Annotated in this window: 19 protein-coding genes; 7 read left to right on the plus strand and 12 right to left on the minus strand. The window is 64.7% G+C overall.

What is annotated here, in order from left to right; translation table 11 throughout:
- The 10 genes from DL899_RS19680 to DL899_RS13685 all read right to left on the minus strand — a co-directional run.
- The coding region (locus DL899_RS19680; RefSeq protein ID WP_204355316.1) for a hypothetical protein at positions 1 to 287 on the minus strand (287 nt) is incomplete at its 3' end.
- 238 nt (positions 288 to 525) lie between these two features.
- Positions 526 to 1296: a tRNA (guanosine(37)-N1)-methyltransferase TrmD gene (gene trmD, locus DL899_RS13645; RefSeq protein ID WP_111734920.1), complete on the minus strand. Its 771-nt coding sequence runs from the start codon at positions 1294 to 1296 to the stop codon at positions 526 to 528.
- 49 nt (positions 1297 to 1345) lie between these two features.
- The gene (rimM, locus tag DL899_RS13650; protein WP_111734921.1) at positions 1346 to 1849 is read right to left on the minus strand and encodes a ribosome maturation factor RimM; all 504 of its coding nucleotides are present in this window, start codon (positions 1847 to 1849) and stop codon (positions 1346 to 1348) included.
- Between the two features lie 96 nt (positions 1850 to 1945).
- On the minus strand, positions 1946 to 2359 hold the full coding sequence (gene rpsP / locus DL899_RS13655) for a 30S ribosomal protein S16 (RefSeq protein WP_111734922.1): 414 nt from the start codon (positions 2357 to 2359) through the stop codon (positions 1946 to 1948).
- Between the two features lie 49 nt (positions 2360 to 2408).
- Positions 2409 to 2705 (minus strand): chorismate mutase, encoded by a 297-nt coding sequence (locus DL899_RS13660; protein ID WP_111734923.1) that lies wholly within the window; start codon positions 2703 to 2705, stop codon positions 2409 to 2411.
- The gene (locus tag DL899_RS13665; RefSeq protein ID WP_111734924.1) at positions 2698 to 3309 is read right to left on the minus strand and encodes a GNAT family N-acetyltransferase; all 612 of its coding nucleotides are present in this window, start codon (positions 3307 to 3309) and stop codon (positions 2698 to 2700) included. The genes DL899_RS13660 and DL899_RS13665 overlap by 8 nt, the downstream gene beginning before the upstream one ends.
- A gap of 1 nt (position 3310) precedes the next feature.
- Positions 3311 to 3865: a GNAT family N-acetyltransferase gene (locus DL899_RS13670; protein ID WP_111734925.1), complete on the minus strand. Its 555-nt coding sequence runs from the start codon at positions 3863 to 3865 to the stop codon at positions 3311 to 3313.
- Positions 3862 to 4434, minus strand: a complete 573-nt coding sequence (locus DL899_RS13675) for a GNAT family N-acetyltransferase (RefSeq protein WP_111734982.1) — start codon at positions 4432 to 4434, stop codon at positions 3862 to 3864. Before DL899_RS13675 ends, DL899_RS13670 begins: the two co-directional genes overlap by 4 nt.
- Before the next feature lie 49 nt (positions 4435 to 4483).
- A complete protein-coding gene (ffh, locus tag DL899_RS13680; protein ID WP_111734983.1) occupies positions 4484 to 5974 on the minus strand; it encodes a signal recognition particle protein in 1491 nt (496 codons plus the stop codon).
- Between the two features lie 184 nt (positions 5975 to 6158).
- A complete protein-coding gene (locus tag DL899_RS13685) occupies positions 6159 to 6515 on the minus strand; it encodes a GFA family protein (RefSeq protein WP_111734926.1) in 357 nt (118 codons plus the stop codon).
- A gap of 207 nt (positions 6516 to 6722) precedes the next feature.
- Between DL899_RS13685 and DL899_RS13690 the strand changes: the two genes are divergently transcribed.
- Both DL899_RS13690 and DL899_RS13695 read left to right on the plus strand, forming a co-directional pair.
- Positions 6723 to 7604, plus strand: coding sequence for a LysR family transcriptional regulator (locus DL899_RS13690; RefSeq protein WP_111734927.1), 882 nt, complete (start codon positions 6723 to 6725; stop codon positions 7602 to 7604).
- Entirely contained in the window at positions 7601 to 8488 is an 888-nt protein-coding gene (locus DL899_RS13695) for a DMT family transporter (protein WP_111734928.1), read from the plus strand. Before DL899_RS13690 ends, DL899_RS13695 begins: the two co-directional genes overlap by 4 nt.
- 18 nt (positions 8489 to 8506) lie before the next feature.
- On the opposite strand, the gene DL899_RS13700 is transcribed toward DL899_RS13695, so the two are convergent.
- Positions 8507 to 9505: a glycosyltransferase family 61 protein gene (locus DL899_RS13700; RefSeq protein WP_162685582.1), complete on the minus strand. Its 999-nt coding sequence runs from the start codon at positions 9503 to 9505 to the stop codon at positions 8507 to 8509.
- A complete protein-coding gene (locus DL899_RS13705) occupies positions 9495 to 9824 on the minus strand; it encodes an ArsR/SmtB family transcription factor (protein WP_111734984.1) in 330 nt (109 codons plus the stop codon). The genes DL899_RS13700 and DL899_RS13705 overlap by 11 nt, the downstream gene beginning before the upstream one ends.
- Before the next feature lie 260 nt (positions 9825 to 10084).
- Between DL899_RS13705 and DL899_RS13710 the strand changes: the two genes are divergently transcribed.
- The 5 genes from DL899_RS13710 (at position 10085) to DL899_RS13730 (ending at position 12708) form a co-directional block, all read left to right on the plus strand.
- Positions 10085 to 10438, plus strand: coding sequence for an AtpZ/AtpI family protein (locus tag DL899_RS13710; protein ID WP_111734930.1), 354 nt, complete (start codon positions 10085 to 10087; stop codon positions 10436 to 10438).
- Positions 10438 to 11229 carry a F0F1 ATP synthase subunit A gene (locus tag DL899_RS13715; RefSeq protein WP_111734931.1) on the plus strand — a complete coding sequence of 264 codons (792 nt, stop codon included), beginning with the start codon at positions 10438 to 10440 and terminating at the stop codon, positions 11227 to 11229. Before DL899_RS13710 ends, DL899_RS13715 begins: the two co-directional genes overlap by 1 nt.
- 46 nt (positions 11230 to 11275) lie before the next feature.
- Positions 11276 to 11512: a F0F1 ATP synthase subunit C gene (locus DL899_RS13720; RefSeq protein WP_111734932.1), complete on the plus strand. Its 237-nt coding sequence runs from the start codon at positions 11276 to 11278 to the stop codon at positions 11510 to 11512.
- A gap of 85 nt (positions 11513 to 11597) precedes the next feature.
- Positions 11598 to 12143 carry a F0F1 ATP synthase subunit B' gene (locus tag DL899_RS13725; RefSeq protein WP_111734933.1) on the plus strand — a complete coding sequence of 182 codons (546 nt, stop codon included), beginning with the start codon at positions 11598 to 11600 and terminating at the stop codon, positions 12141 to 12143.
- 4 nt (positions 12144 to 12147) lie between these two features.
- A complete protein-coding gene (locus DL899_RS13730) occupies positions 12148 to 12708 on the plus strand; it encodes a F0F1 ATP synthase subunit B (protein ID WP_111734934.1) in 561 nt (186 codons plus the stop codon).
- Positions 12709 to 13045: the final 337 nt, after the last annotated feature.

Here is a 13045-nt window from a genome sequence, read left to right on the forward strand (position 1 = left end):
AAAATCACACCACGTGCCACAACAACGATCCCACGAAATCTACCGCTTCGCGATACAAAACGCCTTGTTTTGTTGACCTGCGCCAAACGAAATCCGGAAAAATCAGCCGCGAACTGTCGAAGTTGGGCGCTAAGCACAAAAAATACAATCACCGCCTCTTGCCCAAACTTAAAAATATATAAGAATGGGGGGTCTATCAGTCTTGGTGTAATATGATGTAATAACACATAAAATGCCGCCATTGACCGAATAACATCGAGGGATGCTCTTTGTGAAAAACTCAGCATCTTTTCAACTACTTTCTCTTAACGTGAAAAGAACTCTGTTGCAAAAAATACTGAGAGTAAGAGTTCCGCTTTCCACGAGTGGCCTCTGACAGGGGCTCAGTAACACGTCCGTTCGGCGCGGTATAGGTATCCAAAATAGCAACGCAGATCTGCAGCTCTGCCATTGGTTGATTAAAGCGTTCCATTGCGCAGAGGCTTGGCGGCAGGCGACGGGAGTGGCAAGCCGGTTGTTGTCGGATCAGCCCCCGCCCTCCTCACCGCCGTCCCTGCCCGCGAGCCAGGCGCGCCACAGGTCAGGGCGGCGTTCGCGGGTCAGCGCCTCGGCCTGCGCCTGCCGCCATTCATTGATGCGCGCGTGATTGCCCGACAGCAGCACCTCGGGTATGGCATGGCCGCGCCATTCGGCCGGGCGGGTATATTGCGGATGTTCCAGCAACCCAGCGGAAAAGCTTTCATCTTCGGTCGAGGCGGCATTGCCCAGTACCCCGGGCAACAGCCGCACCGTCGCGTCGATCATCGCCATCGCCGCGATCTCGCCACCTGTCAGGATGAAATCGCCAAGGCTGACCTCGCGCACGCCGAAATGGTCTATCACCCGTTCGTCGAGCCCCTCGAAACGCCCGCAGATCAGCGTCACGCCGGGGCCGGCGGCCAGTTCCTGCGCCATGGCCTGGTCAAAGGGGCGGCCGCGAGGACTGGCATAGATCAGCGGCCTGCCGGCGGGGGCACCTGTCTGCGCCGCCTCGATCGCGCGGCCCATCACATCGGCGCGCAACACCATGCCCGCGCCGCCCCCGGCGGGGGTGTCATCGACATTGCGGTGCCGGCCCTCGCCATGGGCGCGCAGATCGGTGGTCTGCAATTGCCACAGCCCCTCGGCCAGGGCGCGGCCTGTCAGGCTCTCGCTCAGCAGGCCTGGAAACGCCTTGGGGAAAAGCGTGATCACATGCGCCGACCATACCCCTGCGGGGGATGGCTGGCGGCCGGAGGGAGAGGGCCTGTCGGTCATGGACAATGCAGATAGCCGGGGCAGGGCAGCCGCGCAAGCGCGCCACCGTTCAGAACAGCCCCTCTGGCGGGTCGGCGACGATGCGGCGCAGGGCCATGTCGACCGTCGGCACCGCCTCGTGGGTAAAGGGCAGCAGCACCGTTTCGCCGCCCTGCGGCACGGCGATTTCAAGCAGGTCCGAGGCGCCGTGATTGTGCACCGCCGTCACCTTGCCCAGCGGCGCCCCCCCGGCATCGAACACATCCATGCCGATCAGGTCAGCATGGTAAAATTCGTCCTCGTCCGGTTCGGGCAGGCGCGCGCGATCGACATAAAGGCGGGTGCCGCGCAGGGCATCCGCCGTTTCCTTGTCAGGTATGCCGGACAGGCGGGCGACCAGCGCGTTGCCGGTCTGCCCGGTCAGCGTGACGTCAAAGCTGCGCTTGCCGTCCTCTGTTGCCAGCGGGCCATAGGTGGCGATGGCCTCGGGCTCGGCGGTAAAGCTTTTCAGCCGCACCTCGCCGCGCACGCCAAAGGCGCCGGCGATGGCGCCGACACAGACCTGCGCGCTCATCTCAGCGCACCCCTTTGGGCGACGGCGCAGCGATCAGGTGCCGCGCCGTGCCGGTCGGGATATGGGAAACAGCCCGCATCGAGCCGATCCGCCCGCTTACGCCTCGCCGGCTTCTTCGGCGGGTGCTTCGGCAGGGGCCTCTTCGGCCGGAGCAGCGTCTGCCTCGGTGGCGGCGCGGGCTTTTTCAGCTTTTTCCTCGGCGCGGTCCTGGGCCTTCTTGCCGGGGACGGCCTTCTTGGGGTTGGAGCGTTCCTGTTTTTCGACCACGCCGGCGGCTTCGAGGAAGCGCGAGATGCGGTCGGTGGGCTGGGCGCCCTGGCCGAGCCAGTATTGCACGCGCTCGAGGTTCATCTTGACGCGGTCTTCGCTGTCCTTGGGCAGAAGCGGGTTGTAGGTGCCCAGTTTCTCGATGAAGCGGCCGTCGCGCGGCATGCGGCTGTCAGCCGCGACGATGCGGTAGAAGGGGCGTTTCTTGCTGCCGGCACGGGCAAGGCGGATTTTCATGGCCATTTGGGTGTCTCCTTTTGAATGGCGTGCGGGTTGGCGGGATGGGCCAGCCCTATGACTGGTGCTTCTGGTGATGTCGGATCACCTCGGCGATGATGAAATTCAGGAACTTCCTGGCGAATTCGGGGTCGAGGTCGGCCTCTTTCGCCAGCGCTTCGAGCCGCTCGATCTGTTGCGCTTCGCGCGCGGGATCGGACGGCGGAAGATCGTGTTCGGCCTTGAGATGACCGACGGACTGGGTGTGCTTGAACCGCTCGCCCAGGGTGTAGACGAGAATCGCGTCGAGCCTGTCGATGCTCTCGCGGTGTTCCTTCAGCAGCTCTGCTTCGCGGGTGGTCGCATCAGTCAACGGGAAACCCTTTCGGCTTGAACAGCGGATCGCAGTAGTGGCTGATTTCCAGCTCGATGCCGTCGCGGATCTGGCCGGATTTCAGGCGCTCGGGGCTGGGGTGGCGATAGACCGCGTCATTGCCATCGATGTTGGCGGCGTTCGGGTCCTTGGCCGCACCCAGCCGTTCGGCCAGGCGGATCGAGTCAAGGTTCTTGGGGTCGATATAGCTGACTGCGCCGTCCCAGCCGAGTTTTTCGTAGAGATACTTGCGCACTGCGTGGGTCGCCTCGAGCGCATAGCCCTTGCCGGTCTTTTCCGGCCAGATGATCCAGGCGATCTCGCGTTCGGGCCATTTCGCCGGGAACCAGCCACCGGCCATGCCGCAGGTTTCCTGTGTGTCGCGTTCGTGGATCATCCACATTCCATAGCCGCGAATGGCCCAGTGGCCGATCTCGGCCGCGTAGAGCATCCATGTCTCATAGGCATTCAGCGGCCCACCCATGAATCGCGACCGGTAGGAGGCGAAGGTCGCCTTGAAATCGGGATAGTCCTGCGGCTCGGGGCCGCGCAGCACCAGCCGGCGGGTTTCGATGACGGGGATCGAGGCGGCAGATATCGACATCTCAGTCCTCTCCGCCTGTGGGGTGACGCCAAAGCTGGCAAGGCCGGCCAAGCACCGCGACCTCGCGTTCCAGCGCGCAGCCCAGCCGCTTGGCCAGCCGCACAGAGCGCACGTTGTCGGGCGAAATATAGGACATAGGCCTGACCATTCCCCAGTGTTGGGCGGCATGGTCGCGAGCCGCCAGCGCCGCCTGATAGGCCAGGCCGCGCCCCTCGAACCCGTCATAGATGTGCCACGCCAGTTCGGGTTCGTGCCAGCCATCGTTGAACATGACGCCGATGCGCCCGGCAACCTGGCCGGTGGCGCGGTGTTCCGCGATCCACATGCCATAGCCGCGCAGGCTCCAATGCCCGATTGCCGCCAGAAAGGCCCGCCACGCATCCCACCGGCTTTGCGGGCCGCCGACGAAAGAGGCGCGCGGCGAGGCGCTGAAGGCGGCGAAGGGTTCGAAATCCGTTTCCCGATAGCCGCGCAGGACCAGCTCGGCGGTTTCGAGCACCGGCACACCCGAGGGCACACCCGAGGGCGCGGCAGAGGAGGCGGGCAGGGTGGTCATGCATAGGCCTCGGGGTTGCCGTCGGCGTCGTCGAGGCCAAGGCCAAGCTCGTCCGGCCCGGGGTGGCGATAGAGCATATCCTCGCCCATGTGCACGTTTTGATAGCTGCGCTCGAACCGCGCGCCCAGCCGTTCGGCCAGCGCGACCGAGCGGTCGTTGCCCGGCACGATGTTGGAGGTCAGTGTTTCAAAGCCGAGATCCTGATAGGCCCAGGCGCGCGCCCTTTGCGCGCCCTCGGCCGCCAGGCCCTTGCCCTCGAACCCGTCGAACAGCGCCCAGCCAAGTTCCGGCTCGGGCCAGCCTTCGGGTGCCCAGATGCCGGTCAGGCCGCAGGGCTGGCCGGTCTCGCGCAACGCCATCGTGAAATAGCCGTACCCCCTGAGCGCCCAATGCCCGATATTCAATGCGAACCAGCGCCAGGCGGTCGGGCGGTCCTTTTCGGTGCCAAAGCCCCAGGACCGTTCCGGATCGGTCAGAAACGCGCATAGCGGATCGAAATCCGCAGGCTCGGGCGCGCGCAAGATCAGCCGGGCGGTTTCCAGCCGGGGTATGTCGAGGGCAAGCGTCACCCGCGCGCCCCGCACGCCGCATCCGGGGTGTCGATGAGGGATGAGCGCATCATTTCTTTTTTCCAAAGCCCGACAGGCCCGGGGGCAGGCCACCACCGCCGCCCAGCCCAGGCAGACCGCCGCCACCCATCTGGCGGGCAGCGCGTTCCAGCGCCTTGGGGTCCATGCCGGCGGCCATTTCCTCGGGGTTGGGGCCGCCCTTGCCGAACATGCCCTTCATGGCCTGCTTAAGCATCCCGCCCTTGCCCATCTTCTTCATCACGTCAGCCATCTGCCGCTGCATCTTGAGCAGCTTGTTGAGTTCACTGACCTCCAGCCCGGCGCCTTTCGCGATGCGTTTCTTGCGGCTGGCCTGCAGGATCTTGGGGTTCGCGCGTTCCTTTTTCGTCATCGACTGGATCAGCGCGATCTGGCGGGCCAGCATGCGGTCGTCGATGCCGGCGCCTTCCATCTGCTTGGCCATCTTGCCCATGCCGGGCAACATGCCCATCAGCCCTTCCATGCCGCCCATCTTTTGCATCTGCTCAAGCTGCGCGCGCAGGTCGTTCATGTTGAACTGACCCTTTTGCAGGCGGCGCATCATGCGTTCGGCCTGTTCGGCCTCGATGGTTTCCTGGGCCTTTTCCACCAGCGCGACGATGTCGCCCATGCCCAGGATGCGCCCGGCGATGCGTTCCGGCTCGAAGGTTTCGAGCGCGTCCATCTTTTCGCCCAGGCCGACAAAGCGGATCGGCTTGCCGGTGATCGCCCGCATGGAAAGCGCCGCACCGCCGCGCCCGTCGCCGTCCATTCGCGTCAGCACCACGCCGGTGACGCCGATCTTGTCGTCGAATTCGGTGGCGACGTTCACCGCGTCCTGCCCGGTCAGCCCGTCGACCACCAGCAGCGTTTCGCGCGGGTTGACCGCGTCGCGCACCGCCGCCGCCTGGGCGATCAGTTCGGCGTCGATGTGCAGCCGCCCGGCGGTGTCGAGCATGTAGACGTCATAGCCGCCCAGACTGGCCTGCGTCTTGGCGCGTTTGGCGATGGCGACCGGATCTTCGCCCTTGACGATGGGCAGCGTGTCCACCCCGATCTGGCGGCCGAGGATTTGGAGCTGTTCCATAGCCGCCGGGCGGTTGACGTCGAGCGAGGCCATCAACACCCGCTTGCCGTCGCGTTCGTTCAGCCGCTTGGCAAGCTTGGCCGTGGTCGTCGTCTTGCCCGACCCCTGCAGGCCGACCATCAGGATCGGCGCTGGCGGATTGTCGATCTTCAGTGCGCCGGGGTCGTCGTCGCCGGTCAGAGTGTCGACCAGAGCGTCATGGACGATCTTGACCACCTGCTGGCCCGGCTTGACCGATTTCAGCACCGACTGGCCGGTGGCCTGGTCCTGCACCTTCTTGATGAACTCACGCGCCACGGGCAGCGAAACGTCGGCCTCAAGCAGCGCGACGCGCACCTCGCGCAGCGCGGTCTTGACGTCGTCCTCTGACAGCGCGCCCTGGCGCGTCAGCCGGTCGAGGACGCCGGAAAGGCGTTCGGATAGGTTTTCGAACATGTCCGCGGCCTCCTTGCCCGGTTGCGCCTTGCCCATTCCAGATAGGAAGAGCATCTCATATCGTAAACGCCCCCACGGGCGAAACTCGCTGGTGGGGGTCGATCCCGGGCCCGATGCCCAAGGGACCGGAAGACTTGGGGCTTCCGGGTTGATTGGGGGCGTTTATGAGGGCGCAGGCCCCATGTCAAGTGCAGGGGCTTTCCCGGCCAGGCGAAGCGGCGGGCGGAAAAGAGCCCGGCGCGGTGGTGTGCAGGCTAGAAGTTCCGGCCGTCGATCCTTTGCACCTTGAGCGCGTCGAGGTCGATATCATCGAAGCAACGGACGTTATCGCCACCATCTCGGCGCTGTCCGGCATGGTGCCGCGGGCAAAGGACTGAACCCCGCAGGCGGCGCAGAACAGGTGCCGGATCCTGCGGTCGTTGAACCGGTACTTGGTCAGGGCGTCGTCGCCTCGCGGCGGGCGGTAGGGGAACATCGTGCCGTCGCGCAGGGCATCGGCGCCTATCAGGGTGACGCCGCCGACGACCAGCTTGGCGTGCATCACCTTGCCATCCGCGTCCGCGTCTGCCTCCCTCAGACGGGTTACGGGCCGGGAACCTGGATGCGCTTCAGCCCCAGCTATTGGCGCTTCCTTCGATCGCGGTTCCGTGTTGATCGGGAGAAAGACCGTCTTGTGCCGTTGCGAACCGAACGGTAGGATTTGCCATAAAAGTGTTGAATTGCGCACATGGCGCAACGGGGACAGAACATGGACAGTTGGGATGAAATCCGCACCGCCTATCACGTCGCCCGCGTTGGCACGGTCAGCGGCGCGGCGGATGTGCTGGGGGTGCACCACGCCACCGTCATCCGCCATATCGACGCGCTGGAGGAAAAGCTGGGCGTCAAGCTGTTCCAGCGTCACGCGCGCGGCTATACCCCCACCGAGGCGGGCGAGGACCTGTTGCGCGTGGCCCGCGCCACCGACGACCAGTTCAGCCAGTTGACCGGCCGGATCAGGGGGCGCGGCAACGACGTTTCGGGCGAACTGGTGGTGACGTCGCTGGGCGGGCTGAGCCACCTGCTGGTGCCCGTGCTGGCCGATTTCCAGATCGAACATCCCGATATCGTGGTGCGGTTCCTGACCGGCGACCGCATCTTTCGGCTGGAATATGGCGAGGCGCATGTGGCGATCCGCGCCGGTAGCCCGCCCGAACAGCCCGACAACGTGGTGCAGCCGTTTTACCGGCAGAAAATCACGCTCTTTGCGTCAGAAAGCTATGCCGCCCGCCATGGCCTGCCGCAAAGCGAGGCCGACTATCCCCGCCATCGTTTCGTCAGCGCCGACGACCCCAAGTCGCGTGCGCCCTTCGCCCGTTGGCTGCGCGAGGCGGTGCCGGCGGACTGCATCACATTCCGCAGCGGCGACGTACACGCCCAACGGCGCGCGATCCGTGCGGGCGCCGGCATTGGCTTCATGTCGCGGCTGCAGGCGGCCGAAATCGGCGGGCTGATCGAGGTCGCCCCCCCGAGAGAAGAGTGGTCGACGCCGCTGTGGCTGGTCTCCCATATGGACCTGCACCGCACCACCAAGGTGCAGGCGTTCCTGTCTTTCCTGAAAAAGAGCGCCAGCCGCTGGGAGGAAATATGAGCCAGGCAGCCAGGGGGCACCTGGCGATGCTGGCGTTTTCTGCCCTGATAGCGGGGTTTTTCGCGCTGGGGTCGATGGCGGCGCCGCATGTCGCGCCGACGGTGCTGAACGCGGTGCGGTTCGTGGCGGCGGCGGTCATCTTGGGGATCGTCGCGCATTTCGTGGCGGGCATCCCACGCTCTGCCTTTGCCGCGCCCTGGCGGTATCTGCTGCTGGGCGGCTCTATGGGGCTGTATTTCGTGTTGATGTTCGAGGGACTCAAGACCGCCGCACCGGTTTCGGCGGCGGCTGTCTTTACCCTGACGCCGGTGATGTCGGGCGCGTTTGGGTTCGTGCTGCTGCGGCAGGTGATGACCGCACGCATGGCGCTGGCGCTGGCGGACGGGGCGGCTGGCGCGCTGTGGGTGATCTTTGACGCCGACTGGGACGCGATGACAGCGTTTGAACTGGGCCGCGGCGAGACGATCTATCTGTGGGGCTGCGCGGCGCATGCGCTTTACACCCCCATGGTTCGCTGGCTGAACCGGGGCGAACGGCCGGTGGTGTTTTCCTTTGGTGTGTTGCTGGCCTCTGCCGTTCTGGTGATCGCTGCGGGCTGGAACGACCTGCGCGCCACTGACTGGGGGGCGCTGCCGGCGATTGTCTGGATCACCATCGCCTATACGGCGGTGGCGGCGACGGCGGCCACATTCGTGCTGTTGCAATTCGCCAGCCTCCGCCTGCCCAGTTCCAAGGTCATGGCCTATACCTATCTCACGCCGACCTGGGTGATCCTGTGGCAGGCAGCGCTGGGCCACGGGCTGCCGCAAGGGCTGGTCATGATCGGTGTCGTGCTGACGGTCCTGGCCTTGCTGATGCTGCTGAAGAACGAAGACCGGGCCTGAACGGGCAGGGTGGGGCGGTCAGACCAGCCCCGCATCGGCCAGTTCGGCGGCGACGACCTCGAAATCGATCGGCGTTGCGGCCTCGCTGGGATGAGGGGTGGCGTCGGTCTTGGGCAATACCGGCCGGACCGTGTGCACCTGCGCGTCGGCAAAGGCCTCGAGCTGCTCGGTGAAGGCGTCAAAGACCTTGGGTCGGTGGCGGCGCTGGATCAGCCCGACCCGCGCGCCTTGCGGCAGGGCAAAGGCGGCAAGGTGAAAGGCCGAGCCGTCGCCGCCGATAATGGTGTTGGCCGCCATGTAGCGGGAAAGCTGTTCCTCGATACTGTGGTCCTGCGGGTGAAAGATTTCATAGCCCGCGCGCGCCAGCAGCGCCTCTATCCGTTCCTCGTCATGGACCCGCTTTTCGTGCTGCCGCAGGGCCGAGCGCGAAATATACAGCTTTTCCGGGCCATCGGGGCGGATGTGCCGGGCGATGCGGTCGCGGATTTCACTGCGAAAGATTTCGGTGCCCGCGATCCAGCCCAGTGGGCCGAAACCGGGTGAGGGCAGCAGCAGGGTTTCGAACCGCGTCGGGTATTCGGCGATGTGGATGGGCAGGTCGTCGCTGAGCAGCTTGAGGAACGGCCCGTAGCGCCGCGCCAGCGCGACCGAGAAATCCATCTCGTGCTTGGGGATGATGACGATGCCGTCAAGCTCGTCCCGATAGGGGCCGACGGCCCAGAGCCGGATCAGCGTTTCCACCAGCAGGTGCCCGAAATGGTGCCGCCCGATACCGGCGAACAGCCAGCGGCCGGGCACGGCCTCGGCCACCGGGGTTTCGGCCATTTCCGGCACGCCCGACAGGCGCGCGCCCGAAAGCAGCGTGCGCGACAGCGGCCTGAATGCGCCATCGGCGCGAAAGACGCCGCAGGTACAGTCGGGGCCCGGTTCCATCGGCATGACGAGGGCCATCTGCAACCGCTCGACCACCGGCGGCGGCAAACGCTCGGGCATGACCGGCACCGGATCAGCCATCATGGCCGAGTTCCGCCGCCAGGAAGCGTTCGAAGGCATCCAGGTTCACCGCCTCGAACTGACCGAAACTCTGCATCCAGATGCTGGCGTCGCGCAGTGCGTCCGGCTCCAGCTTGCACCATTTGACGCGCCCGCGCCGTTCCTGGCTGATCAGCCCGGCGCGGGTGAGGATGGCAAGGTGCTTGGAAATTGCCGCAAGCGACATCTCGAACGGTTCGGCCACGTCGGTGACCGCCATGTCGTCTTCGAGCAGCATCGACAGGATCGCGCGGCGGGTCGGGTCGGCAATGGCTGCAAAGACAGTGTCCAGCGGGTCGCTCATGGCCCTGTTAAGCCCGCTTGGCGCCGCCGCGTCAACGGGCAGATACATGACGGGGTGATGACGCTCAACCGGATGGTTGAATATGGCTCGCGCCCGCCTTGGGTCGTAAAACCGGCACAGCATCCTTTCGGGTCGGATTCGTTGTGTAAAAATATGTTTCTATAACAATTGGTTAGAACGGCGTTTTTCGCCCGACCCCCGCGCTTGACTCGGGCCCCCGCGCGCCGTAGCAAAGGCGCGAACTTTGCGGAGGGGCAGAGGTGAGTGATCCCGACCATCGCGAGCGCATGACGCAGCTGGAGGAACGGATCGCAAGGCTTAAGGGCAAAGACGTGCCCGCCAAGCCCCACCAGGAAGAACACTACAGTCAGGCACATCTGGCCTGGCGGATGGTGATAGAGCTTGTAGTCGGTCTGCTGATCGGCTTTGGCATCGGGTTCGGGCTGGACAGCCTGATGGGCACGCTGCCCGTGTTCCTGGTGCTCTTTACATTGCTGGGGCTGGCCGCGGGCATCAAGACGATGATGCGCAGCGCGCAAGAGATCCAGCAGCAGGCCGGCGAGGCCGCGCAGGAAGACACGCCCAAAGGGGCGAAAGACAAAGAGGGTCGATAATGGCGACTGAAGCAGCGCATGGTGCCGAACACGGCGAGGGTGGCCTGGTTTTCCACCCGATGGACCAGTTCATCGTCAAGCCGCTTTTCGGTGACGGACCGGTCGGTACCTTTACCGTGACCAACGTCACCCTGTGGATGGCGCTGACCGTGTTGTGCGTCATCGGGTTGCTGGTGCTCAGCAGTTCGGGCCGGGCGACGGTGCCGGGGCGCATGCAGTCAATCGCCGAGCTGGCCTATGGCTTTATCCGCAAGATGGTCGAGGATGTCGCCGGCAAGGACGCGCTGCCCTATTTCCCCTACATCATGACGCTGTTCATGTTCATCGTGGTGTCGAACTTCCTTGGCCTGCTGCCGCTGGCCTTTACCACCACCAGCCACATCGCGGTTACTGCGGTCATGGCGGTTGCGGTCTTTGTGGCGGTCACGGTGATCGGTTTTGTCAAGCACGGCGCCGGGTTCCTGGGGCTGTTCTGGATTTCCGCCGCACCGCTGCCGCTGCGGCCGATCCTGGCCCTGATCGAGGTGATCTCGTACTTCGTGCGGCCGGTCAGCCACTCCATCCGTCTTGCCGGCAACATGATGGCCGGGCACGCCGTGATCAAGGTTTTCGCGGCCTTCACCCCGCTGATCACCATCTCGGTGGGCGTGGGTATCCTGGTCACCCCGCTGAGCATCGTGGCGATCTCGGCGATCTACGCGCTGGAGGTGCTGGTCGCCTTCATCCAGGCATATGTTTTCACGATCCTCACCTGCGTCTATCTGAAGGACGCGCTGCATCCGCATCACTGAGGGTCACATCACTCTATTTGCCAATTCCAACGTAAGGAGAATCGATATGGAAGGCGACGTCGTACAAATGGGCGCATACATCGGTGCCGGTCTGGCCTGTACTGGCATGGGCGGGGCCGCCGTTGGTGTGGGCCACGTGGTCGGCAACTACCTGTCGGGCGCGCTGCGCAACCCCTCGGCCGCCGGCGGCCAGGTTGCCACCATGTTCATCGGTATCGCGTTCTCGGAAGCGCTGGGGATCTTCTCGTTCCTCGTCGCGCTTCTGCTGATGTTCGCCGTCTGATCCCAGGGTAAACGATCCTTACGGCCGGGTGGCGGCGTAACCGCAGCCGCCCGGTATCCACGCAAGGTTCCCCAAGGAGGACGGAATGGCGACCGAAACGCATCAAACGGCAAGTGCCTGCCTGACGCCCGAGGGCGGCGCAGTCGGCATGCCGCAGCTCTGCCCCGAATGGATGGGCAACCAGATCTTCTGGCTGGTCGTCACGCTGGCGGTGATCTTTTTCATCCTGTCGCGCATCGCTCTGCCGCGCATCGCTGCCATTTTGGCTGACCGTCAGGGCACGATCACCGGCGATCTGGCCCGGGCCGAAGACCTAAAAGCCAAGGCCGCCGAGGCCGAGGAAGCCTATAACAAGGCGCTGGCCGACGCCCGCGCCGAGGCGCAGAACATCATTGCCGCCACCAAGGCCGAGATAAAGGCCGAGCTGGACGAGGCATCCGCCAAGGCCGACGCAGAGATTGCCGCCAGGGCCGCCGAAGGCGAAAAGAAGATTGCCGAGATCCGCGCCTCGGCGACGGAAAGCGTCAAGGAAGTGGCCGAGGCCACGGCGCTGGAACTTGTCGCCGTCATGGGCATCGACGCCGACGCCAAGACTGTTGGTTCGGCGGTCGAAGCAGGGCTGAAAGGGTAGCGTCATGAAGAAACTCATCGCGACAGGCGCCCTGATGACCGCCGCCAGCCCCGCGCTGGCCGCTTCGGGGCCGTTCTTTTCGCTGGCCAACACCAACTTCGTGGTGCTGATCTCGTTCCTGCTGTTCATCGGCGTGCTGGTCTATCTCAAGGTGCCCAGCCTTGTCGCGGCGCAGCTCGACAAGCGGGCCGAGGGCATCAAGTCCGAGCTGGACGAGGCCCGCGCCATCCGGGAAGAGGCCCAGAGCCTGCTGGCGAGCTATGAGCGCAAGCAGAAAGAGGTGCAGGGCCAGGCCGACCGTATCGTCGCCCATGCCCGCCAGGAGGCCGCCGAGGCGGCTGAAAAGGCCAATGAAGAGCTGCAGGTTTCGATCGAGCGTCGCCTGAAGGCGGCCGAGGATCAGATCGCATCGGCCGAGGCCGGCGCGGTGAAAGAGGTCCGCGATCGCGCCATCGCCGTGGCTGTCGCCGCCGCCAAGGAAGTGGTCGCCAAGAAAATCACCGCCACGCAGGGCAACAAGCTGATCGACGAGGCGATTTCGCAAGTCGAGGCCAAGCTGCACTGAGCGCGGAACACCAGCCGTGACAAAAGAAAGGGGGCCGTTGATTCGGCCCCTCATTCGTTCCTGCCACGTTGACCGATGTCGCCTTGGGCCTGCTTTCTGGGCCTCTCAGGCGTAAAACTCTCAAGCGAATCATAGGCAGGGAAGGGTACACCGGTCAACAGGAAGTGATTCGCGGGCTCATGTTTTTCGCGGGTTTCAAGCCGTCCGCGCCAGCTTGGCGTACCGGCATCAGGGTCAGGAGGCTTGAGGCCTGCCTCTGCCCCGGCTAGAAATCGGCGCAGGTTAAAGAAATCCAAGCGCCCGCCCGCCCCATGGCTGGCGCATTCGCGCCCAGCCG

Source organism: Roseovarius amoyensis (genome assembly GCF_003260265.1).
In the GTDB taxonomy this organism is placed as follows: Bacteria; Pseudomonadota; Alphaproteobacteria; order Rhodobacterales; family Rhodobacteraceae; genus Roseovarius; species Roseovarius amoyensis.